Source organism: Bacillus cereus group sp. Bc061 (assembly GCF_027715825.1).
Taxonomy (GTDB): Bacteria; Bacillota; Bacilli; order Bacillales; family Bacillaceae_G; genus Bacillus_A; species Bacillus_A paranthracis.
This window is the reverse complement of record NZ_JAQFTZ010000002.1, coordinates 714,874-738,241: the sequence shown is the minus strand read 5'-3', so window position 1 is coordinate 738,241 and position 23,368 is coordinate 714,874. Positions and strand designations below refer to the sequence as shown.

Below are 23,368 nucleotides of genomic sequence, written 5' to 3'. Positions count from 1 at the left end.
TCGGTTGTTCACACGATTGTCAGATTCATAAGAGGAAAGTTGTATTATGATAGTAGATAAAGTGATAAAACGGGTGAAGGGGGACATGCTGCGTGCATATTCTTGTTGTTAGTGTAAATTATCGAACAGCCCCTGTAGAATTTCGTGAGAAACTCACATTTCAGGCAGCAGAGCTAGAGCAAGCAATGACTACATTACAAAATCAAAAGAGCGTGTTAGAGAATGTTATTGTATCAACTTGTAATCGCACTGAGGTTTATGCTGTTGTCGATCAATTACACACGGGACGGTATTATATTAAGAAGTTTTTAGCTGATTGGTTTCAGCTTGAAATAGAAGAAGTCGCACCATATTTAACTATTTTTGAACAAGATGGTGCAATTGATCATTTATTCCGCGTAACGTGCGGTTTAGATTCTATGGTAGTTGGAGAGACGCAAATTTTAGGTCAAATAAAAGATAGCTTTTTAGAAGCGCAACAAGTAAAAGCAACAGGGACAATTTTTAATGAATTGTTTAAGCAAGTTATTACATTGGCGAAACGTGCTCACTCAGAAACGACAATTGGTGAAAGCGCGATGTCTGTTAGTTATGCTGCTGTTGAGCTTGGGAAGAAAATATTTGGCGAGTTAACAGATTGTCACGTACTTATTCTTGGTGCTGGTAAAATGGGTGAACTTGCACTACAAAACTTATATGGAAGTGGTGCTCGTAAAGTAACAGTCATGAATAGAACGCTTTCAAAAGCAGAAATAATGGCTGAGAAATATATGGGACACGCAAAACCTTTAAGTGAATTACAATGTGCATTATTAGAAGCTGATATTTTAATTAGTTCAACTGGTGCATCGGATTATGTCATTACGAAAGAGATGATGACAAAGGTAGAGAAAATGCGCTCTGGTCGTCCATTATTTATGGTTGATATTGCAGTGCCGCGTGATATTGATCCAGCAATTGATGAGCTAGAAGGTTCTTTCTTGTATGACATTGATGATTTGCAAGGAGTAGTGGAAGCGAACCGTGCTGAGCGTTTGAAAGAAGCAGAGAAAATTCAATTTATGATTGAAGAGGAAATTGTTGTATTTAAAACGTGGTTAAGTACACTTGGTGTCGTTCCGTTAATATCAGCTCTTCGTGATAAGGCACTTGCTATTCAAAGTGAAACGATGGAAAGTCTGGAACGAAAAATACCGAATCTTAGTGATCGTGAGAGAAAAGTAATTAGTAAGCATACGAAAAGTATTATTAATCAATTATTAAAAGACCCAATTTTGGTAGCGAAAGAAATAGCTGCTGAAGAGGGAGCAGACGAAAAATTAGCGTTATTTGCAAAGATTTTCGATTTAGAAATGGAAGACGTAGAGAGTCGTGCGGAAGAAGTAGAACATAAAAGAGCGTGGACACCATCCGTTCCATCTTTATAATTTGGAAGGATGATCGGATGAGTTTTTTAAATAACAGTATTATTTATCATATTGCAATTATTTTATATGCTTGTAGCATTAGTTTATATTTTATAGATTATTTCCAAAGTAACCGAAAGGCGAACCGATTTGCTTTTTGGTTACTTTCGATTGTATGGGTTCTGCATTCTATTTTTATGTTGCTTAGAGCTACAGATTCAGAAACGAACCCCCTTTTAACCTTATTATCAGGTATTTATTTTTATGTTTGGCTATTGATTACGATGTCGTTAGTCATTAATCGATTTATGAGAATCGATTTTTTAGTCTTTTTTACAAATGTTGTTGCATTTGGCGTAAGCGCTTTTTCTATTTTTACGCCGCTTGGAAAGATGTCGCCGATACTTGCAGAGCAATTAGTTTCGGAGCTTGTATATGTACATGTCGGTATGGCTATTATTTCTTATGCAACTTTTACTGTATCGTTCATTTTTTCTATTATGTATTTATTGCAATATCGCCTATTAAAAAAGAAAAAATGGAATGCCAGATTAAGAAGGTTAGGGAATTTACCGAAGCTAGAATCGATGTCTTACGGATTAAATTTATTTTCTGTTCCATTTTTCTTACTAGCTATTTTATTAGGATGCATATGGGGATATACAAAATTGGACAATTTTCATTGGTATGATACGAAAGTAATCGGGTCCTTTGTCGTTCTATTTGTATATTGTGCTGGCCTATATTTACGAGCGGCAGATGTGTTGCAAGGGAAGAAAATCGTGCAGTGGAACATCGGAGCATTTCTCGTAATGCTAATTAATATTTTTCTATTAAGCAGTTTATCCAACTTCCACTTTTGGTATTTATAATGAGGAGAGAAAATTATGCGCAAAATTATTGTAGGGTCACGAAAGAGTAAATTAGCATTAACGCAAACAAATTGGTTTATTGATCAGTTAAAAGCGCTAGGTTTACCATATGAATTTGAAGTGAAAGAAATCGTCACAAAAGGCGATGTAATTTTAGATGTTACTCTTTCAAAAGTAGGTGGCAAAGGCTTGTTTGTGAAGGAGATTGAACATGCGCTACTTACGAAAGAAATTGATATGGCTGTACATAGTATGAAAGATATGCCGGCCGTACTTCCAGAAGGATTAATGATTGGTTGTACACCAAAGCGTGTTGACCCTCGTGATGCTTTTATCTCAAAAAACGGAGCGTCGTTTAAAGAGTTAGCAGAAGGCGCTATTTTAGGTACGAGTAGTTTAAGACGTAGTGCACAGCTACTCGCTGCGAGACCAGACTTACAAGTGAAGTGGATTCGCGGAAATATCGATACACGTTTACGCAAATTAAAAGAAGAAGATTACGATGCAATTATTTTAGCGACAGCGGGATTACAAAGAATGGGCTGGGATAATGAAGTTATTACAGAACATTTAGATGAGACGTTATGTGTACCTGCTGTAGGACAAGGTGCATTAGCGATTGAGTGTCGTGAGGATGATAAAGATTTACTGCAGTTGTTAGCTCATATGAATGATGGAGTAACAGAAAAAACAGTGGCAGCAGAACGCGTATTTCTTCATAAACTTGAAGGTGGATGCCAAGTTCCAATCGCTGGATATGCAACTCTTACGGAAAACGATGCAATCGAATTAACAGCTCTTGTCGGGTCTATGGACGGTTCGGTTTTATTGAAAGAGACAGTAGTAGGAACTGATCCAGAGAAAGTAGGATTAGAGGCTGCGGACCGTTTAATTAACCAAGGCGCAAAAGAACTCATTCTTGCTGCAAATAAGGGGCAACAATAAATATGAACGCTCTCGCTGGCAAAACGGTATTGATTACACGTGCCCAGCATCAAGCAAAACAAATGAGTGTAGCGGTGAAAAAAAAGAGCGGAATTCCATTGGAAATTCCGCTTTTGCGTATGGAAGGTATGTCTCATAGGCAAATTCAACATATAGCAGGGCAGTTACATTCGTATGACTGGGTTATTTTTACGAGTAAAAATGGGGTAGCTTTTTTTCTAGATCGTTTGAGACAGAAGCTACCTGTAACGACTAAAATTGCTGCAGTAGGTGTGAAAACAAAGTTAGAGTTAGAAAAGCGAGGCTATCGAGTGGATTTTGTTCCAACTTCATTTGTTGCAGAAGTATTTGCAGAAGAGTTTGTAAAAAGATTAAGTGGAAACGAACGTATTTTATTTCCGAAAGGGAATTTAGCAAGAGACGTAATTCCAGTTGCGCTTCGTGAAATGGGTGTTTCTCTAGATGAGCTTATCGTATATGGTACGAAAGAAAATGTAGAGAAAAAGCAAGAGCTTATAGAAGCGTTAGAAGTAGGGAAAGTAGATATTATTACATTTACGAGCCCTTCCACTGTTACTAGTTTTGTTCGTTTACTTGAGGATACAAACTGGAGAGAATGGACAAAAAAATGTACAATTGCTTGTATAGGGCCTATTACGGAAAAAGAGGCGAGCCTTTATTTTCCGCATATTATTATGCCGAAAGAGTACACTGTAGAAGCATTACTACAATGTGTTTGTGAATCTATAAAATAAAAGAATGGGGATAGAAATCTATGAACTCTTTACAATTTAATCGTCATCGTCGCTTAAGACAAAGTGGAGGCATGCGTGCGCTTGTGCGTGAAACGTTTTTACATACGGAAGATTTTATTTACCCTATTTTTGTATTAGAAGGAGAGAATGTTCGTAATGAAGTGCCTTCTATGCCAGGCGTATATCAAATATCTTTAGATTTATTGCAAGCTGAAATGCAAGAAGTTGTTGATTTAGGTATTCGTTCTGTTATTGTATTTGGTTTACCTGCTGAAAAAGATGAAGTTGGATCATCAGCATATTGTGATCATGGAATTGTGCAACGTGCGATTCAGCAAATTAAAGGTGAATTCCCTGATCTAGTAGTAGTTGCGGATACATGTTTATGCCAATTCACAAGCCATGGTCATTGCGGTGTAATTGAAGATGGTATTATTTTAAATGACGAGTCTCTTGCAGTTCTTGCAAAAACAGCTGTAAGCCAAGCGAAAGCAGGAGCGGACATTATTGCGCCATCAAACATGATGGACGGATTCGTAACAGCAATTCGCCACGCATTAGATGAAAATGGTTTTGGACATGTACCAGTTATGTCGTACGCTGTTAAATATTCATCAGCATTTTACGGACCATTCCGTGATGCGGCGCATGGTGCACCGCAATTTGGTGATCGTAAAACATATCAAATGGACCCAGCGAACCGCATGGAAGCATTCCGTGAAGCAGAATCAGATGTAATGGAAGGGGCAGATTTCTTAATTGTAAAGCCAGCTCTTTCTTACTTAGATATCGTTCGTGATGTGAAAAATAACTTTAATTTACCAGTCGTTGCTTATAACGTAAGCGGTGAATATTCAATGATTAAAGCGGCAGCGCAAAATGGCTGGATTAATGAAAAAGAAGTTGTACTTGAAAAATTAATTAGTATGAAACGCGCAGGAGCAGATTTAATTATTACGTATCATGCGAAAGATGCAGCAAGATGGTTACAAGAAGGAGGCGCTAAATAATGAAAAAGTTTGATAAGTCGATTGCAGCGTTTGAAGAGGCTCAAGATTTAATGCCTGGTGGCGTAAATAGCCCAGTTCGTGCTTTTAAGTCTGTCGGTATGAATCCGTTGTTTATGGAGCGTGGAAAAGGCTCTAAAGTATATGATATCGATGGAAATGAATACATCGATTACGTATTATCATGGGGTCCATTAATTCATGGTCATGCAAATGATCGTGTTGTTGAGGCTTTAAAAGCTGTTGCTGAAAAAGGTACGAGCTTCGGTGCTCCAACGGAAATTGAAAATAAATTAGCGAAACTTGTTATTGAGCGTGTTCCATCAATTGAGATTGTGCGTATGGTTAACTCTGGAACAGAAGCGACAATGAGTGCGCTACGTTTAGCTCGTGGTTATACAGGGCGTAACAAAATTTTGAAATTTATCGGTTGTTATCACGGTCATGGTGACTCGTTATTAATTAAAGCGGGTTCTGGTGTAGCAACGCTAGGTTTACCAGATAGCCCTGGTGTACCAGAAGGTGTAGCGAAAAATACGATTACAGTAGCGTATAACGATTTAGAAAGTGTGAAATACGCTTTCGAACAATTCGGTGATGATATTGCTTGTGTCATTGTAGAACCAGTAGCAGGGAATATGGGTGTTGTTCCTCCGCAACCAGGATTTTTAGAAGGTCTTCGTGAAGTAACAGAGCAAAATGGCGCATTGCTTATTTTTGATGAAGTAATGACAGGATTCCGTGTTGCTTATAATTGTGGACAAGGTTATTACGGTGTAACACCTGATTTAACTTGTTTAGGTAAAGTAATCGGTGGTGGATTACCGGTAGGAGCATACGGTGGTAAAGCAGAAATTATGCGCCAAGTTGCACCGAGCGGACCGATTTATCAAGCAGGTACTTTATCAGGTAACCCACTAGCAATGGCAGCAGGTTATGAAACGTTAGTACAGTTAACGCCAGAATCGTATGTAGAATTTGAGCGTAAAGCTGAAATGTTAGAAGCTGGCTTACGTAAAGCGGCTGAAAAACATGGCATTCCACATCATATCAATCGTGCGGGTTCTATGATTGGTATCTTCTTTACAGATGAACCAGTTATTAATTACGATGCAGCAAAATCTTCAAACTTAGAGTTCTTTGCGGCTTACTATCGTGAAATGGTAGAACAAGGGGTATTTTTACCGCCATCTCAATTCGAAGGTTTATTCTTATCGACAGCACATAGTGATGCTGATATTGAAGCGACGATTGCAGCGGCTGAAATTGCAATGTCAAAATTAAAAGCTTAATTGAATAAAGAAAATCGCTCTCCGTAAGGGGAGCGATTTTTTTTTATTCATAAAGTCAGCTTTCCGTACATAAATCTGTAATGACATATAGTTTGGGAGGGGGAAAAGAAGTGGCAACAGATCATTCATTACGTTTTTCATTAAAAGAATCTGTTTGGTTCCAAAAAGGACAGGAAGTCGAAGAACTTTTGTCAATTTCGTTAGATCCAGACGTTGAGATAGAAGAGCTTGATCATGAGGTTATTGTGAGAGGGCAATTAGATTTAACGGGAGAGTATGTTGCAAGGCAAGATGATTCAGCTTATTCATTAAGAGATTTATCGCCAGCGAAGTCAATTGATTATGTAGAAACGAGAGAAGATGGGGTTAATGAACTTGTTCATTCCTTTCCGCTTGAAATATCGATCCCAAGAAACCGTGTGAAAGTAATTGAAGAACTATATGTATCCATCGAGGAATTTGATTATGAATTAAAGGAAAATGGTTGCTTACAATTATTAGCGGATATATCTATTACAGGATTATGTGATGAAGAACGCATCGAGGATGAAGAGGAAGAGAAAGAAACGGCGTATGCTGAGTTGGAAGTTGATTCAGCGCAAGAGGATGAAAATAGACCGACGCCGCAAGTAGAAGAACCAGCTTATAAGGAATCAGATGAGTGGGAAGATTACGCGTTTGAACCGTTCCAACTAGAAGAAAGAAAAGAGCAGGAAGTAGAAGAAGAGGAAATAGAAGAACATGAATTTGTAGAGCGTGAAGAGGAGAAAGAAACAACGCCGCAATTTGAATTGTTCGGACGAAAAGATTTCAAGAAAGAAAAAGCGAAAAAACAAGAAGAGCAAGAAGAAGAAACGTATTCACAGCGAGATGAAAATGCGCTTTATTTAACGAAATTATTTACGAAAGAACCGGAAGAAGAATTTACAAAGTTAAGAATGTATTTCGTGCAAGAAGGAGATACGATTGAATCTGTTGCAGAACGTTATGAAACATCTGTACAAAACTTATACCGTGTCAATCAAACAGAAGATATATATTTAACTACAGGACAAATTATTTATATTCCTGTTTCAAGAGCAAAAGCGAAATAAGTGAGTGTTTTCACTCACTTATTTTTCTAAAGGCTATGTTTTGAATAGAAAGGGTTATTCGTATGGATATGGAATTACGAAATCGCTATGAACCCATTGTAAGGCAATATAGATTGGATACGCAGCATATGGAAGAACACGGAAGCGTGACGAAAATTTATACGAATCAAGGTCCATATGCGCTCAAGAAAATAGAAGGCAGGAAGTTAGAGCGGAATAACTTTCTGCACCATATTCAATATTTAAAGGAGAAAGGTTTTTCAAATTATGTACCTATATACCATGCGACGGATGGAAATTATATTTTAAGTGACGGTACGTATAATTATTATTTAATGCCTTGGTTAGAGCGTGCGGAAGGGAACGGCGAGGATAATGATCAATACCATAAAATGTTTCAGACTCTCGGAACGTTGCATCAAAAAACGGTAAAAGAAGAAACGTATACAGAAGAGGATTTAGAAAAACATTATACAAATATATCCGATCGCTGGGAAAGTGATGGAGAGATGTTAGAAGAGTTTCTTGTAGAATCTGAAGCGAAGTGGTATATGTCTCCGTTTGAATTGCAATATTGTACGTACTATCATCATGTAATGAGGGCGCGTGAGTTTGCGACGAAGCAATTAAATGAGTGGAACGATGCAATGAAAGAAAAAGAAACAACGCGCATTACTTTTGTACATGGTAACGTATCGCTTAATCATTTTTTATTTGATTATGAACGGAATGGCTATTTTATTAGTTTAGAAAAATCGAAGTTTGCAACACCTGTGCAAGATATTGTAGGCTTTTATTCTCGGTCTTTAAACACATATCCAATTGCGCGAAGTGATCGGTTTGAATGGTATCAAATGTATCAAAAAAATTTCCCTTTTACGAAAGAAGAGCAACTACTCATGTTTGCGTATATGACGTATCCATCGCAATTTATTCGGCAAATCCAGTCTTATAAGAAAAGAAGAGAGCGGCGTAATGAGGAAAATGAACTTCTCGGAGTAAAGAGTTTGCAACAAGCGCATTGGCTCGTTAGTAATATAGAATATTTTCTTTCGCAATTACAAGCTGCCCAGCAAGGGAACGGATAAAGAAGATAAGTAGAGAATGTTACTTATCTTCTTTTTTTTACTCAAAAAGCTGTAGTATTAAATTTATCTTGACGAATAAGGTTTCGTTTTTTACACTATTGTATATAATAATTAACAATCATATAAATGCCTTGAAGGGGAAGAGTATAACAAGAAACGTCTTCAGAGAGGAGAATCATTAGCTGGGAGATTCTCTAGATAGTTATGTTAGAAGGTAGCCCTGGAGCATCTTTTCTGAACGGAATAGTTCTCATTAGGAAAAGACGGATTTGTCCGTTATCAAATTAAGAGTATAAGCAAATTTCTGAATTTGTTTGTAAATAAAGGTGGTACCGCGATGTCCCTCGTCCTTTTTTGGATGAGGGGCATTTTTTATTTTAAGGAGGGAAAATAATGTCAAACACGGAAAAGAATTTACCAACTAAATATGATCATATGTCCGTTGAAGAAGGCCTTTATCAGTGGTGGTTAGAAGGCAAATATTTTGAAGCAACAGGAGACGAGAAGAAACAACCGTATACAATTGTAATTCCACCTCCGAACGTAACTGGTAAGTTACACTTAGGTCATGCTTGGGATACAACTCTTCAAGATATTTTAACTCGTACGAAGCGTATGCAAGGTTACGATGTATTGTGGCTTCCAGGAATGGACCATGCGGGTATCGCAACACAAGCGAAAGTAGAAGGGAAACTTCGTGAAGAAGGTATTTCACGTTACGATCTTGGCCGTGAGAAATTCCTTGAAAAGGCTTGGGAATGGAAAGAAGAATACGCTTCTCACATTCGTCAACAATGGGGGAAAGTTGGTTTAGGACTAGACTATTCTCGCGAACGTTTCACATTAGACGAAGGTTTATCTGATGCGGTTAATAAAGTATTCGTTCAATTATACGAAAAAGGCTTAATTTACCGCGGTGAATATATTATCAACTGGGACCCGGCAACACGCACAGCTCTTTCTGATATTGAAGTAATTCATAAAGAAGTTCAAGGTGCATTCTACCATATGAACTATCCGTTAACAGATGGATCTGGCCACATTCGTCTTGCAACAACTCGTCCAGAAACGATGCTTGGTGATACAGCGGTAGCGGTTCATCCAGAAGACGATCGTTACAAGCATTTAATCGGAAAAACAGTTACACTTCCAATCGTAGGCCGTGAGATTCCGATTATTGCTGATGAGTATGTAGAAAAAGATTTCGGAACAGGTGTTGTAAAAATTACGCCAGCTCATGACCCGAATGACTTTGAAGTAGGTAACCGTCATGACTTACCACGTATCTTAGTAATGAACGAAGATGGAACGATGAACGAAAAAGCTGGTAAGTATAACGGTATGGATCGTTTCGAGTGCCGTAAAGCGTTAGTAAAAGATTTACAAGAAGCGGGCGTATTAGTAGAAATCGAGCCTCATATGCATTCAGTAGGTCATAGTGAGCGTAGTGGTGCAGTTGTTGAGCCTTACTTATCAACACAATGGTTCGTAAAAATGGCTCCACTTGCTGAGAAGGCAGTAGCGCTTCAGCAAAAAGAAGAAGAGAAAGTAACGTTCGTACCAGAGCGTTTCGAAAACACATATTTACGTTGGATGGAAAATATTCACGACTGGTGTATTTCTCGTCAATTATGGTGGGGACACCGCATTCCAGCTTGGTATCATAAAGAAACTGGTGAAGTATACGTAGGTACAGAAGCACCAGCAGATATTGAAAACTGGAATCAAGATAACGACGTACTTGATACATGGTTCAGTTCAGCACTATGGCCATTCTCAACACTTGGTTGGCCAAATGAAGATGCAGCAGACTTCAAGCGTTACTATTCAACAGATGCACTAGTAACTGGTTATGACATCATCTTCTTCTGGGTATCTCGTATGATTTTCCAAGGTTTAGAGTTTACAGGCGAGCGTCCATTTAAAGATGTATTAATTCACGGTTTAGTTCGTGATGAGCAAGGACGTAAAATGAGTAAATCTCTTGGTAACGGTATTGACCCAATGGAAGTTATCGAGAAGTACGGTGCAGATGCAATGCGTTTCTTCTTATCAACGGGAAGTGCACCAGGTCAAGATTTACGCTTCAGCATGGAGAAAGTAGAATCTACTTGGAACTTCATTAATAAAATTTGGAATGCATCACGTTTCGTATTAATGAACATGGATGACATGAAATATGAAGAAATCGATTTAACTGGTGAAAAATCAGTTGCAGATAAGTGGATTTTAACTCGCTTAAATGAAACAATCGAAAGCGTAACACGTAACATGGATAAATATGAGTTCGGTGAAGCTGGTCGCTCATTATACAACTTTATTTGGGATGATTTCTGTGACTGGTACATTGAAATGGCGAAACTTCCTCTATACGGTGAAGATGAAGCAGCTAAGAAAACAACTCGTTCTATTTTAGCTTACGTATTAGACCAAACAATGCGTCTATTACACCCATTCATGCCATTCGTAACAGAGAAGATTTGGCAACATTTACCGCACGAAGGCGAATCTATTACAGTAGCAGCGTGGCCAACAGTACGCGAAGATTTACAAGATGCAGAAGCTGCAGCAGAAATGCACCTTCTAGTTGATATCATTCGTTCTGTTCGTAATATCCGTGCAGAAGTTAATACGCCAATGAGCAAAAAAGTTCAAATGCAAATTAAAGCAAAAGACGAGGCTGTACTTGCTCAACTTACGAAAAACAGCTCTTACATTGAGCGTTTCTGTAACCCAAGCGAATTAACAATTCAAACGGACTTACAAGCGCCAGAAAAAGCAATGACTGCAATTGTAACAGGTGCAGAGTTATTCTTACCGTTAGCTGATCTTATCAATCTTGATGAAGAGAGAGCGCGTCTTGAGAAAGAGCTTGAGAAGTTCGACAAAGAAGTAGAACGTGTACAGAAGAAACTTTCAAACCAAGGTTTCGTAGCGAAAGCTCCTGCAGCAGTTATTGAAGGAGAGCGTGCGAAAGAGCAAGATTACCTAGAAAAACGCGAAGCAGTTCGCCAACGTCTAGCAGATCTTGAGAAATAAAATGCTTTTTAGAGACTCACTATATTGGTGAGTCTCTTTTCTTTGCGTATAATAGGGTTATGAAGGTTGTTTTTTGAAAGGGGAAAGCATACGTGATACATACATACGAAGAAGCGATAGGGTGGATTCATAGCCGATTGAAGTTTGGTATTAAACCGGGATTAGAAAGAATGAGATGGATGCTAGAAGAGCTCGGAAATCCGGAGCGTCACATAAAATGTGTTCACCTTGCTGGTACAAATGGAAAAGGTTCAACGTTAACATATATGCGCTACATGTTAGAAAATGCAAAATATAAGGTAGGAACATTTACCTCCCCTTATATTGAAACATTTAACGAGCGTATTAGTGTGAATGGAACACCAATTGCAGATGAAGAGATTACTGAACTTGTAAAGATGGTAAAGCCAGTCGTTGAAAAACTAGATGAAACGGATTTAGGGGAAGCGACTGAGTTTGAAATTATTACTGTTATGGCAATTTGTTACTTCGGTAAAGTTAATTTCTGTGATGTTGTTTTATTTGAAACAGGGCTTGGAGGGCGCTTTGATTCTACGAATGTGATTCATCCAGTTCTCACGATTATTACGAATATCGGTCACGATCATATGCATATTTTAGGTAATACATTAGGAGAAATTGCATATGAAAAGGCGGGAATTATTAAGTCTGGTGTTCCCGTTATTACTGGTGTGCAAGATGAGGAAGCGCTGCAAGTCATTCAAAAAGTTGCAAAGGAAAATCAGGCAAACTTATACGAGATGGGCAACCATTTTACAGCGTTACATAAACAGTCTAGTGAAGATGGAGAACAGTTCGATTTCACTTGTCCTTTCGCCTCTTTTGAAGATGTGCGAATCACAATGAAAGGCAGCCATCAAGTAGGAAACGCAGCACTTGCACTTATGGCAGTCATGTATGTAAAAACATACTTATCATTTTTAATTGAGGAAGAAGAAATAAGAACGGGATTACAGGAAGCGTATTGGGTGGGGCGCTTTGAAAAACTGCAAAGTAATCCGGATATTATTATAGATGGTGCTCATAACCCAGAAGGTATTGAAAGTCTTGTGAAAACGGTAGAATCACATTACAAAGATAAAAATGTAATAGTTTTATTTACTGCCCTTGGTGATAAACAATTGCACAATATGGTAGGTCAATTAGAAAGCATCGCCGATGAAATTATTTTTACAACATTCGCCTTTGATCGTGCTATTTCAGCAGGCGAGCTTGCATCGTATGCAAAGGAAGAGTCAAAATTAGTTTTTGAAAATTGGAAAGAGGCAATTGATACGAAGGTTGAAATGCTTGGAGAAAATGATGTTTTTATCATAACAGGTTCTCTTTATTTCATTTCGGAAGTTCGAAAATATATTCGCGAAAAAAACTAGATAGTCTTTGCTATCTAGTTTTTTTGTTCTACAAATGAAGTCAAATGCATACATATAAGATAAATATATAGGGTTATTTGGCGAATTCCTCTGACAAATATCTCGTTTTTTTGTGAAATGAATATGATATGATGCGGACAACGATAAGAGGTGAGGTGTGAGTGTATGGACAAGCAATCACGAACGATCTCAGTGAAAGTGAATGGAACAGAAGCGAAGTATGAGGAGAAGAAGAAAGATGAATTTGACTGGATGGTAGTAGAAAGTGAAAGGCCAAAAAACGTTGTTCCGTTTCAAAAATCGAAAGTAGCGTCTACGGAAAAAAATCGAAAGAAGTGGAGCAATACGTTAATTGCAATCGTTGCAACTGCAATTATTATTGGTACGGCGTTTGGGATGGGGATGCTACAGTTACTGAAAGGACAAGGTGCGACAGGAGGAAGCGAAGTAACAGCTTCGAAGCAGATGCGAAAGGAAGAATCAAAGGTGGGTGGAACGGCAGAACAAACACCAGCACCAAAAGAGGAAAAAAGAAAAGCACAGACAGGAACGTCATTAGATCCAATGAAATTATTTTTTGTTCAAGGAGGAATCTATTCTTCTGAAGAAAAGGGACAGGCCGCTCTTGAAGAGTGGAAAGGTAATGGAGGTGTAGCAGCCTTAAAACCGAGCGGTGATAAGTATGCATTAGTTGTTGGTATTGCTAGCGATGAACAAGGTATAAACCAATTAATGACGCAGTATAAAAAAGATAATGTCTCCGTATTGAAAAAGGACTGGGATATAACAGATAAAGCGTTACTTAAAGATGATAAAGAAATCGGGGCGTTTTTAACAAAAGTACAGCCATTATATACTCATTTAGCAAAATATGCTTCTAGCGTACAAGCTAGTGAAAAAAGTAATGCAAAAGATATAAGTGCAATCGAAAAAGAGTGGAAAGCGATTGAAAAAGAAGGGAAAAGCATGAAGCAGGAAGAAGCGAAGAAATTGTATATGTATACGTCGGTAGCTGTGCAAACAGTGAAGGATGGAAAAGATGATAAGGAATCATTAGCGAAATTAAATCAAGTTATCATTGATGGTATACTTTCATACGAAAAAATTGTTTCACAAAAGGTGAAATAATAGGATAATGAAATGACGAAGGAAGAAGTGTAGAGGCTTCTTTCTTTTCTTTTGAATTTAGAGTAAAGTGCTTTCTCTATGACAGGAATATAATCGTGTTTTGGTAAGGAAGTATTATTTTGTTTAGAGAAAATAATATTTCTTTTATTTGTGGACAAACTATTCCTTTGATACGATTGATATAAATGATTCTGCTTCATGTGAGAAAGGAAGGAGAAAATATGAAAAAAATTATTTTAGCTTCAGGATCACCTCGCAGGAAGGAATTGCTTGAGTTAGCGGGTGTACCATTTGAAATTGTTGTAAGTGAAGTAGAAGAAACGATTGGTGCGTATTCATCGCCTTCTGATATTGTTATGTCCCTTGCCCTGCAAAAAGCATCTGCGGTAGCAGAAAATAACAGTGATTATATTGTGTTAGGTGCAGACACAATTGTTACATATGAGTCGCGTATTCTTGGAAAGCCATCTAATGGGGCTGAGGCGAAAGAAATGTTGCAATTATTATCAGGGAAAACACATGAGGTGTATACAGGTGTTGCAATTATAGCAAAGGACAAAACAGTCACTTTTTACGAGCGTACAGAAGTTACGTTTTGGGAATTAACAGAAGAGGAAATTGACACATACATTGCATCAAAAGAGCCTTTGGATAAAGCAGGAAGTTATGGGATTCAAGGTAAAGGATCTATTTTTGTTCAACATATTCAAGGGGACTACTATAGTGTAGTTGGGTTACCAATTTCACGTCTTGTTCGGGAATTAAAACAATTTAATATTGATGTAACCCATGCGTAAAACTGCATGGGATTTTCTTTGAGAGAACAAATAAAGGGGTGGAGAAATGAACGGTATTCGTGATGTTGTCAAAGAAGAACAGCCACGGGAGCGTTTATTGTTAGAGGGAGCTGGAAGTTTATCAAATCGGGAGCTTCTTGCAGTGTTACTGAGAACAGGTTCTAAGGAAGAAACAGTTTTAAAGTTATCGGATAAAATTTTGCATCATTTTGATGGTTTACGTATGTTGAAAGACGCAACGCTAGAAGAGTTAGTGAGTATACATGGTGTTGGAGTTGCGAAGGCATCACAGCTCATCGCTGCTTTTGAACTCGGTAGAAGAATGGTGCGTTTAGAATATCAAAATAGATACAGCATTCGAAGCCCGGAAGATTGCGCCAGATATATGATGGAAGAAATGCGGTTCTTGCAACAGGAGCATTTTGTATGTCTCTATTTGAACACAAAGAATCAAGTTATACATAGGCAAACGATTTTTATTGGAAGTTTAAACTCTTCAATTGTACATCCCAGGGAAGTTTTTAAAGAAGCATTTCGCCGTGCAGCAGCCTCTATCATATGTCTTCATAACCATCCCTCAGGAGACCCTGCGCCGAGCCGAGAAGATATTGAAGTAACAAAACGCTTAGTAGAATGCGGCCGAATTATCGGAATTGAAGTACTCGATCATATTATAATAGGTGACCATAAATTCGTGAGTTTAAAGGAAAAAGGTCATATTTAAGACTATGCTTTTTACTTATTTTGTTTTATAATGTGATTTATGAGTTTTTTGTAGAAAATTATCTACAAAAAGGATAAAGATATAAAAAACGTACTGTTTTTATAATATAAAGTAAGAAAAAATGAGTCCGTGAAAACAAGAAAGGAAGATAAATAATATGTTTGGATTTGGTGGCTTTACTCGCGATCTTGGAATAGATTTAGGAACTGCGAACACGCTTGTATATGTAAAAGGAAAAGGTGTAGTTTTACGTGAACCTTCAGTAGTAGCGTTACAAACTGATACGAAACAAATCGTTGCTGTAGGTAGCGATGCAAAACAAATGATTGGTCGTACACCAGGAAACGTTGTGGCACTTCGCCCGATGAAAGACGGTGTAATTGCTGATTACGAAACAACAGCAACAATGATGAAATACTACATTCAACAAGCTCAAAAATCAAATGGATTCTTCTCACGTAAACCATATGTAATGGTATGTGTACCATCTGGTATTACAGCTGTAGAAAGACGTGCAGTAATCGATGCGACTCGTCAAGCTGGTGCTCGTGATGCTTATCCTATCGAAGAACCATTTGCAGCAGCAATTGGTGCGAACTTACCTGTTTGGGAACCAACTGGTAGTATGGTTGTTGATATCGGTGGCGGTACAACAGAAGTTGCAATCATTTCGTTAGGTGGTATTGTAACAAGTCAATCAGTTCGTGTTGCTGGTGATGATATGGACGATTCAATCATTCAGTACATTAAGAAAAGCTACAACTTAATGATCGGTGAAAGAACAGCTGAAGCATTAAAATTAGAAATCGGTTCTGCAGGCGAGCCAGAAGGTATCGAACCTATGGAAATTCGCGGTCGTGATTTAGTAAGTGGTTTACCAAAAACAGTACTAATTCAACCAGAAGAAATTGCAGACGCATTAAAAGATACAGTAGATGCAATTGTAGAATCTGTTAAAAATACGTTAGAGAAAACTCCACCTGAATTAGCGGCAGACATTATGGACCGTGGTATCGTATTAACAGGTGGTGGAGCATTACTACGTAACTTAGATAAAGTAATTAGTGAAGAAACAAATATGCCAGTTCTTGTTGCAGAAGACCCATTAGATTGCGTAGCAATTGGAACAGGTAAAGCATTAGACAATATCGATCTTTTCAAAACTGCTGCTCGATAATATTGCAAAATAAAAATCAATGAAATTAAGAGGGTGTGAACGTGCCACAGTTTTTCTTAAACAAAAGATTAATTGTTTTGTTAGTTAGTATTATTCTTCTCGTGGCATTGATTGGAATCTCATTGAAAGAACGGAACAGTTTAACATGGCCAGAGCAGTTTGTTAAAGACACTGTCGGTGTTGTAGAACGTGTATTCCAAAAGCCAGCGAAATACGTAGCTGGATTCTTCGAAAATGTAGAGGATGTAAAGCGCACGTATGAAGAGAATAAAGAATTAAAAGCAAAATTAGATAACTATGCAAAGTTATCAGGTGACGTAAAGCAATTAGAAGATGATAAAAAGAAGTTACAAGAGTTAACTGGTAAAAAAGAGTTGCCTAGTGATTATACTGAAATTCCAGCTACTGTCGTTTCTCGTAATCCAGATAAATGGTACGATTTAGTTGGAATTGATAAAGGAGCACAGCAAGGAATTAAAAAAGATATGGCTGTAGTAACTTCACAAGGTTTAGTTGGACGAGTGAAAAGTGTATCTCAGTTTACATCATCAGTAGAGTTATTAAGCTCTATGAGCCGAACAAATCGTGTTTCTGCTATCGTACAAGGAAATGAGAAAATCTTTGGATTGATTGAAGGTTATGACAAAGAAAAGCACTTACTCCTTTTCACAAAGATTGGCTCTGATGCTGAGGTGAAAACCGATCAACTAGTTGTAACATCTGGACTTGGTGATATTTTCCCGAAAGGTCTTGTAATTGGAAAAATCGTAGATGTTCAGCCGGATCCATATGGTTTAACAAAAACAGCTTATGTAAAACCTGCCGCTGATTTAAATGACGTAGAGCATGTTATAGTTGCGAAACGTGCAATGCCTTCAGCGCCATTAGAATAGGAGGGGGAGAAGAGATGATGAAGATTTTAAAAAGAGCAGCTCTTCCTCTTTTGCTCCTTTTTGTTTTTCTATTTGAAAATATGTTTGCTACTATTGTTCCAACAGAGGTTTTTTGGAAAGACAGTATAGCATCACCTCATTTCTTTATCATTGTGTTATGTTTTATTACTGTGTACTATAGTCCGGTCCAAGGGATTTATTACGGACTATTATTTGGTTTCTTATTTGATACCGTATACACGGAACTTGTTGGTATATATATTTTTGCGTATCCGATTTTAGTTTATTTAGTTTATAGTGTGATGAAGGTACTACAATTGAATTTATTTATTGTTACTTCTATCGTACTAGCTAGCATAGTAGCATTAGAGTATTATGTGTATGGATTTTTAACTTTGTTAGGACGTACTCATATGTCGGCGTATGTCTTTTTCACAGATCGTCTCCTGTCTACTTTATTGCTAAATGCAATTTTCTTATTGATAGTTTGTTTCCCACTGAGACGATATTTAGTGCGTCTTTCAAAAGCGATGGAAGAAAAAGAAAAAAGGATTTTCTAATTTTATGTCGAATTGAATCGGTGGGGTGAACTTTAGTGGAAGAAAAAAAGCAACAAAATGTAACAATAAAAGGGACAAAAGACGGAATAACCCTTCATTTAGATGATTGTTGTTCATTCTCTGAATTATTGAAGGAATTGGATGAAAAGCTTTCTACACATTACTATGATGGTGATGGACGCTCTTTAATTGAAGTGCATGTGAAAGTGGGAAACCGTTATTTAACAGAAGTCCAACAAGAAGAGATTCGTACGTTAATTCGTAATAAAAAGAATCTCGTTGTGGATTCGATCGAAAGTGATGTTATAACGAAAGAGGAAGCAATAGCTTGGAAAGAAGAAACAGAAATCGTCCCTATTTCCAAAATTGTTCGCTCTGGACAAGTTTTACATGTAAAAGGAAATTTATTGTTAATTGGTGATGTTAATCCAGGCGGAACGGTTATCGCTGGGGGGAATATTTTTGTCGTAGGATCATTAAGAGGAATTGCACATGCGGGGTATTATGGGGATTCAGATGCTGTAATCGCTGCATCTGTTATGAACCCGATGCAACTTCGAATTAGTGATGTGGCAATGCGGGCTCCGGAAGAGAAAGAAGACGGAGCGGAGGCGGCAGAATGTGCGTATATTAATGAGAACAATCACATTGTTGTCGATCGACTGCAACTTCTCACTCATCTTAGACCTAATTTAACAAAGTTAGAAAGGGGAATTGTATAGCTGTGGGAGAGGCAATAGTAATTACATCTGGAAAAGGCGGTGTAGGTAAAACTACAACGTCTGCGAACATTGGGACAGCCCTAGCGTTATCTGGAAAGAAAGTGTGCTTAATTGACACAGATATCGGTCTTCGAAACTTAGACGTAGTAATGGGGCTGGAAAATCGTATTGTATTTGATCTTGTTGATGTCGTTGAAGGGCGTTGCCGTTTACCTCAGGCTCTTATTAAAGATAAACGTTTTGATGATCTTTATTTATTACCTGCAGCACAAACGAGTGATAAATCAGCGGTAACACCTGAACAAATGGATGAATTAATACAAGTATTACGTCAAGATTATGATTACATATTAATTGATTGTCCTGCGGGGATTGAGCAGGGATTTAAAAACGCGGTAGCTGGTGCGGATAAAGCAATTGTTGTTACGACGCCAGAAGTATCCTCAATGCGCGATGCGGATCGTATTATCGGGCTTTTAGAAAAAGAGGATATTGAACCACCGAAACTTGTTATTAATCGTGTGCGTAGTCATATGCTTCATGAACAGGATATGTTAGATGTTGATGAAATCGTACGTACATTGTCAATCGAGCTTCTTGGTGTTGTCGAAGATGATGATGAAGTTATTCGTGCTACAAATACAGGTGAGCCTGTAGCGTTGCAACCGAGCGGAAAAGCAGCGTTAGCTTATCGTAATATTGCAAGACGTTTGTTGGGTGAGAATGTCCCATTACAAGCATTTGAACAAGAAAAGGTATCGGTATTTACAAAGGTGAAAAACTTCTTTGGAATCCGTTAAAAGCACTTCGCATATTTGCGGAGTGCTTTCTTTTTTCTTCACACGAATATCTTCCATACCTAGCTCATACATATGTACAAACTGTATACAACTGTTTCTATGTACATTAGCTTAACGAAAGAAAGGAGACAGTATGAAGAATAGACGTGTAGAAGAAATTAAAAAACGGATTGCGAAGAGGAAGGCAGAGCAAGAAAGGATGGAGGAAGAGCAGTATTTTGCTGGAGGGAATTTTGATAGTGAAACAGTATTTATTGAAGATGGAGAAAAGGAAATTCATCCTTTATTTCGAAAAGAAGTGTTTTTCTTCAAAGTATTGTTATCAGCAATATTAGTTCTTTCTGTCGCTATTTTATATAAGAATGCACCAGCTTCTTTCGACGGTGCTAAAGCTGTTACAGAAAAAGTGATGAAAGAAGAATTTCAGTTTGCTACTGTAGCGAAATGGTACGAAAAACAGTTTGGAAAACCGCTCGTGTTCTATTCGCCTAATGAGAAAAAAGAAGAAACGATTCAGCAAAAAGATTATGCCATTCCTGCTTCCGGAAAGGTGATGCAAGGGTTTCAAAAAAATGGCCAAGGTGTATTTGTACAAACAGCTACAAATGCAACTGTTGAGTCAGTGAATGAAGGGCTAGTAGTTTTTGCGGGCAAAAAAGAGGAACTTGGTAATACAGTTCAAATTCAGCATGCAGATGGTACGGAGTCATGGTATGCAAATTTAAATGATATGTCAGTGAAATTATATGATTATGTTTCAAAGAAACAAAAAATTGGAACAGTGAATAATGATGCGAATAATAAAAATGGTAAGTTTTATTTCGCAATAAAAAAGGACGAAAAATTTATTGATCCGATTCAGGTGATTTCATTTGATTAAATATAGAGATGTTTTAACAAAGATTTCAGTACATCCGTTGTTTTGGGTTATTATTGTCATTGGTATTTTCACGGCACGTTTTAAAGAGTTACTACTGTTATTTTGTATCGTTCTCATCCATGAACTTGGGCATGCTTTTGCAGCGGCACACTATAATTGGCGTATTAAGAAGATTCAACTTTTGCCGTTTGGTGGTGTGGCTGAGCTTGAGGAACATGGGAATAAATCATTGAAAGAGGAACTAGTTGTTGTAATTGCAGGACCTATTCAACATATTTGGATGATGGCGGTAGGCTATATGTTGTTTGAAGCTGGTTGGCTTCATGCGGAATTATATTATTTCTTTATGTGGAATAATATAATTATTTTAGCGTTTAATTTACTACCTATTTGGCCTCTTGATGGTGGAAAAGTATTGTTTAACGTACTATCATATCGTTTTCCTTATTTACAAGCACATGAAAAGATGATGAAATTATCATGTGTTTTTTTTAGTGTCATACTAGGATGGCAGTTACTTTGGAATAGTAACAATATTATGATGTGGGTACTACTCATATTTTTAGCGATGTCGTTATATCAAGAATGGAAGCAAAGACGGTATGCCTTTATGCGTTTTTTATTAGAACGTTATTATGGGAACAAAAGAGGAATTGAAAAGATTGCACCGATTGAGGTGCAATCAGAAGATCATTTATATAAGATATTCACAAAATTTCGTAGAGGCTATAAGCATTCTATTATCGTCCGCGGAAAATATAAAGAACATTACACATTGGATGAAAATGAATTGCTTTATGCGTATTTTACTGAAAAACGAACAACTTCATCTGTTGAAGAATTAATCGGTTAGTGTTGACGTTAGCACTAACCTTTTATTATTGTAAAAGCAAAGAAGATTATAAAGTGAGGAAAGTATTTTGAAAACGTTATATATGAACTACGCTGGATCGGAAAAACGCGTTGCAATTGAAGAGAATAAGAAAATTGTTGAGTTTTTATGGAAACGAAATGAAGAACAAGAGATTGTTGGGCATATTTATGTTGGACGTATCGTAAGAACGATTGCTGGAATGAACGCAGCTTTTGTAAATATCGGTTTAGAAAAACATGCGTATCTTTCGTACGATGATGTACCATCTTCTTATCGAATACATGAAGGACAAGCGGTACTCGTACAAGTTGTGAAAGAGGCAATTGATACGAAAGGGCCAAAATTGACAGCGAACATAGAATTTACCGGGAAATATGTCGTTTATATGCCATATGATGAAATGCGCGCGGTTTCTCGGAAAATAAAAAACAATAAAAGAAGGCAACAACTACTCCAAATTGAAGTGGAAGGGACAGGAGGTTATATTTTCCGCTCTGCTTCTGAAAAAGGAGAAATTGAAGAAATACAAGCTGAAATGCAAAGGTTACAGCAGTTATATGAAGAGTTAAAAAGAAAAGAGGGCCAAGGAAAGGCACCGTTACTACTTCATCGACCGGCGACTTTTTTAGATCGTGTATTTCAAGAGAATCCGATTGAAACGATTGAAAAAGTAATTGTAGATACAAGAAGTATAGTAAAAGAGTTAGAAGAAAAAGTTGGTAAAGAGAAAGTGTCCTTTTATAATGAAAAATCTTCAATGTTTAACCATTTTGGAATAGAGCGTGAAATTGAGAAAGCACTTCAAAAAATTGTGTGGCTCCCGAATGGCGCTTATTTAATTGTGGAGCAAATGGAGACGATGACTGTAATTGATGTGAATACGGGTAAGTTTACTGGAAAACAGAATTTACAAGATACAGTCCTTCGTACAAATGAAGTGGCAGCTGAAGAGATAGCGCGTCAATTAAGACTGCGTGATATCGGTGGTATGATATTAATTGACTTTATTAATATGAAAAGAAGAGAAGATAAAGAAAAAATAAGAGAATGTCTCATCGCTGCTATGCAACATGATCGTACATATACAAGGGTGCTTGGGTTTACAGAGTTAGGGATTTTAGAGATGACGCGTAAACGTAAAAAACATTCTTTACGTGACGTATTACTTGAAGAGTGTGCACCGTGTAAAGCGACAGGGTATGTGATGTCATATGAAACGATTGCGTATGAGCTAGAGAGAGAGCTAATTACATATGGAAATATAGAAGATGAGGCGGTATTAATCTCTGCACCTAAAGAACTGCAAAAACAATTTTTGCAAAAAGAATTACAAAAAAATATTCCATTTGAAATTTATTTCAAAGATGATATGATCGAAAAGTACGCTATTATCCGTTTTGGAAGTAAAAAAGAAATTATAGAACGGAAAAAATAGTTATTAGAACTTTCATTGACAATAGTCTATGATTCATGATAACATCTTTATGTTATAGTTTATAGCACCTAAACGGCTATATGCTACAACCGCACAAGACAGGTTCCTTAAAGGCATTTATGTCTACCTCGTTTTTGGCGAGTCTTAGTAATTAAGAGGAGGTGCAAGTATGTACGCAATTATCGAAACAGGTGGAAAACAAATCAAAGTTGAAGCTGGTCAAGAAATCTACATTGAAAAATTAGATGTTGAAGCTGGTGAAACTGTTACTTTTGACAAAGTTCTTTTCGTTGGTGGCGAAAACGTGAAAGTTGGTAGCCCAGTTGTAGAAGGTGCAACAGTTACTGCGAAAGTTGAAAAACACGGTCGCGCTAAGAAAATCATCGTTTTCAAATACAAAGCGAAAAAGAACAATCGTAAGAAACAAGGTCATCGTCAACCTTACACTAAGCTAGTTGTTGAAGCTATCAACGCTTAATTCTGGTT

The 23,368-nt window shown here is 37.4% G+C and carries 22 protein-coding genes and 2 other annotated features; all 22 genes read left to right on the top strand.

Going from position 1 to position 23,368, the window contains the following annotated elements:
- The first annotated feature begins 92 nt into the window (after positions 1–92).
- The gene (gene hemA, locus PDQ40_RS13195) at positions 93–1,427 is read left to right on the top strand and encodes a glutamyl-tRNA reductase (protein WP_000547851.1); all 1,335 of its coding nucleotides are present in this window, start codon (positions 93–95) and stop codon (positions 1,425–1,427) included.
- Positions 1,428–1,444: 17 nt separating this feature from the next.
- Positions 1,445–2,278, top strand: a complete 834-nt coding sequence (locus tag PDQ40_RS13190; protein ID WP_000008993.1) for a cytochrome C assembly family protein — start codon at positions 1,445–1,447, stop codon at positions 2,276–2,278.
- Positions 2,279–2,293: 15 nt separating this feature from the next.
- Complete coding sequence (gene hemC, locus PDQ40_RS13185; RefSeq protein WP_001226412.1) at positions 2,294–3,223, top strand: hydroxymethylbilane synthase; 930 nt, start codon at positions 2,294–2,296, stop codon at positions 3,221–3,223.
- Positions 3,224–3,225: 2 nt separating this feature from the next.
- The gene (gene hemD / locus PDQ40_RS13180) at positions 3,226–3,978 is read left to right on the top strand and encodes a uroporphyrinogen-III synthase (RefSeq protein WP_061132101.1); all 753 of its coding nucleotides are present in this window, start codon (positions 3,226–3,228) and stop codon (positions 3,976–3,978) included.
- Positions 3,979–3,998: 20 nt separating this feature from the next.
- The gene (hemB, locus tag PDQ40_RS13175) at positions 3,999–4,988 is read left to right on the top strand and encodes a porphobilinogen synthase (protein ID WP_001087058.1); all 990 of its coding nucleotides are present in this window, start codon (positions 3,999–4,001) and stop codon (positions 4,986–4,988) included.
- Positions 4,988–6,277, top strand: coding sequence for a glutamate-1-semialdehyde 2,1-aminomutase (hemL, locus tag PDQ40_RS13170; RefSeq protein ID WP_000712926.1), 1,290 nt, complete (start codon positions 4,988–4,990; stop codon positions 6,275–6,277). Before hemB ends, hemL begins: the two co-directional genes overlap by 1 nt.
- Positions 6,278–6,387: 110 nt before the next feature.
- Positions 6,388–7,371, top strand: coding sequence for a stage VI sporulation protein D (spoVID, locus tag PDQ40_RS13165; protein WP_000179732.1), 984 nt, complete (start codon positions 6,388–6,390; stop codon positions 7,369–7,371).
- 62 nt (positions 7,372–7,433) lie between these two features.
- Positions 7,434–8,459, top strand: coding sequence for a spore coat protein YsxE (ysxE, locus tag PDQ40_RS13160; protein ID WP_000367001.1), 1,026 nt, complete (start codon positions 7,434–7,436; stop codon positions 8,457–8,459).
- Positions 8,460–8,581: 122 nt separating this feature from the next.
- Positions 8,582–8,814: a binding site (T-box leader), on the top strand.
- A gap of 38 nt (positions 8,815–8,852) precedes the next feature.
- Entirely contained in the window at positions 8,853–11,498 is a 2,646-nt protein-coding gene (locus PDQ40_RS13155; protein WP_000072229.1) for a valine--tRNA ligase, read from the top strand.
- A 92-nt stretch (positions 11,499–11,590) separates the two neighbouring features.
- Positions 11,591–12,892: a bifunctional folylpolyglutamate synthase/dihydrofolate synthase gene (locus tag PDQ40_RS13150; protein WP_000582084.1), complete on the top strand. Its 1,302-nt coding sequence runs from the start codon at positions 11,591–11,593 to the stop codon at positions 12,890–12,892.
- A 165-nt stretch (positions 12,893–13,057) separates the two neighbouring features.
- Positions 13,058–14,020: a hypothetical protein gene (locus PDQ40_RS13145; protein ID WP_061535638.1), complete on the top strand. Its 963-nt coding sequence runs from the start codon at positions 13,058–13,060 to the stop codon at positions 14,018–14,020.
- Positions 14,021–14,241: 221 nt separating this feature from the next.
- Complete coding sequence (locus tag PDQ40_RS13140; protein ID WP_061132104.1) at positions 14,242–14,817, top strand: Maf family protein; 576 nt, start codon at positions 14,242–14,244, stop codon at positions 14,815–14,817.
- Between the two features lie 46 nt (positions 14,818–14,863).
- Entirely contained in the window at positions 14,864–15,541 is a 678-nt protein-coding gene (radC, locus tag PDQ40_RS13135; RefSeq protein ID WP_001013381.1) for a DNA repair protein RadC, read from the top strand.
- Between the two features lie 157 nt (positions 15,542–15,698).
- Complete coding sequence (gene mreB / locus PDQ40_RS13130; RefSeq protein WP_000466737.1) at positions 15,699–16,718, top strand: cell shape-determining protein MreB; 1,020 nt, start codon at positions 15,699–15,701, stop codon at positions 16,716–16,718.
- Between the two features lie 41 nt (positions 16,719–16,759).
- On the top strand, positions 16,760–17,611 hold the full coding sequence (mreC, locus tag PDQ40_RS13125) for a rod shape-determining protein MreC (RefSeq protein WP_046198100.1): 852 nt from the start codon (positions 16,760–16,762) through the stop codon (positions 17,609–17,611).
- Positions 17,612–17,625: 14 nt separating this feature from the next.
- Complete coding sequence (mreD, locus tag PDQ40_RS13120; protein ID WP_046198099.1) at positions 17,626–18,171, top strand: rod shape-determining protein MreD; 546 nt, start codon at positions 17,626–17,628, stop codon at positions 18,169–18,171.
- 35 nt (positions 18,172–18,206) lie between these two features.
- Positions 18,207–18,893 carry a septum site-determining protein MinC gene (minC, locus tag PDQ40_RS13115; protein WP_000391517.1) on the top strand — a complete coding sequence of 229 codons (687 nt, stop codon included), beginning with the start codon at positions 18,207–18,209 and terminating at the stop codon, positions 18,891–18,893.
- A 2-nt stretch (positions 18,894–18,895) separates the two neighbouring features.
- Positions 18,896–19,693: a septum site-determining protein MinD gene (gene minD, locus PDQ40_RS13110; RefSeq protein ID WP_000503311.1), complete on the top strand. Its 798-nt coding sequence runs from the start codon at positions 18,896–18,898 to the stop codon at positions 19,691–19,693.
- 133 nt (positions 19,694–19,826) lie between these two features.
- Entirely contained in the window at positions 19,827–20,573 is a 747-nt protein-coding gene (spoIVFA, locus tag PDQ40_RS13105) for a stage IV sporulation protein SpoIVFA (protein ID WP_000797468.1), read from the top strand.
- Positions 20,566–21,426: a stage IV sporulation intramembrane metalloprotease SpoIVFB gene (spoIVFB, locus tag PDQ40_RS13100; RefSeq protein ID WP_270691449.1), complete on the top strand. Its 861-nt coding sequence runs from the start codon at positions 20,566–20,568 to the stop codon at positions 21,424–21,426. The genes spoIVFA and spoIVFB overlap by 8 nt, the downstream gene beginning before the upstream one ends.
- 67 nt (positions 21,427–21,493) lie before the next feature.
- On the top strand, positions 21,494–22,882 hold the full coding sequence (locus PDQ40_RS13095) for an Rne/Rng family ribonuclease (RefSeq protein ID WP_000855455.1): 1,389 nt from the start codon (positions 21,494–21,496) through the stop codon (positions 22,880–22,882).
- Positions 22,883–22,959: 77 nt separating this feature from the next.
- Positions 22,960–23,037: a sequence feature (ribosomal protein L21 leader region), on the top strand.
- A 14-nt stretch (positions 23,038–23,051) separates the two neighbouring features.
- Positions 23,052–23,360, top strand: coding sequence for a 50S ribosomal protein L21 (rplU, locus tag PDQ40_RS13090; protein ID WP_000270908.1), 309 nt, complete (start codon positions 23,052–23,054; stop codon positions 23,358–23,360).
- Positions 23,361–23,368: the final 8 nt, after the last annotated feature.

Excerpts from the sequence above, each read along its gene's own strand:
- hemC (WP_001226412.1), top strand. The coding sequence starts at position 2,294 with ATGCGCAAAATTATTGTAGGGTCACGAAAGAGTAAATTAGCATTAACG.
- rplU (WP_000270908.1), top strand. The coding sequence starts at position 23,052 with ATGTACGCAATTATCGAAACAGGTGGAAAACAAATCAAAGTTGAAGCT.
- PDQ40_RS13145 (WP_061535638.1), top strand. The coding sequence starts at position 13,058 with ATGGACAAGCAATCACGAACGATCTCAGTGAAAGTGAATGGAACAGAA.
- ysxE (WP_000367001.1), top strand. The coding sequence starts at position 7,434 with ATGGATATGGAATTACGAAATCGCTATGAACCCATTGTAAGGCAATAT.
- hemD (WP_061132101.1), top strand. The coding sequence starts at position 3,226 with ATGAACGCTCTCGCTGGCAAAACGGTATTGATTACACGTGCCCAGCAT.
- spoIVFA (WP_000797468.1), top strand. The coding sequence starts at position 19,827 with ATGAAGAATAGACGTGTAGAAGAAATTAAAAAACGGATTGCGAAGAGG.
- PDQ40_RS13155 (WP_000072229.1), top strand. The coding sequence starts at position 8,853 with ATGTCAAACACGGAAAAGAATTTACCAACTAAATATGATCATATGTCC.
- radC (WP_001013381.1), top strand. The coding sequence starts at position 14,864 with ATGAACGGTATTCGTGATGTTGTCAAAGAAGAACAGCCACGGGAGCGT.
- mreB (WP_000466737.1), top strand. The coding sequence starts at position 15,699 with ATGTTTGGATTTGGTGGCTTTACTCGCGATCTTGGAATAGATTTAGGA.
- hemB (WP_001087058.1), top strand. The coding sequence starts at position 3,999 with ATGAACTCTTTACAATTTAATCGTCATCGTCGCTTAAGACAAAGTGGA.
- PDQ40_RS13190 (WP_000008993.1), top strand. The coding sequence starts at position 1,445 with ATGAGTTTTTTAAATAACAGTATTATTTATCATATTGCAATTATTTTA.
- hemL (WP_000712926.1), top strand. The coding sequence starts at position 4,988 with ATGAAAAAGTTTGATAAGTCGATTGCAGCGTTTGAAGAGGCTCAAGAT.
- mreD (WP_046198099.1), top strand. The coding sequence starts at position 17,626 with ATGATGAAGATTTTAAAAAGAGCAGCTCTTCCTCTTTTGCTCCTTTTT.
- PDQ40_RS13140 (WP_061132104.1), top strand. The coding sequence starts at position 14,242 with ATGAAAAAAATTATTTTAGCTTCAGGATCACCTCGCAGGAAGGAATTG.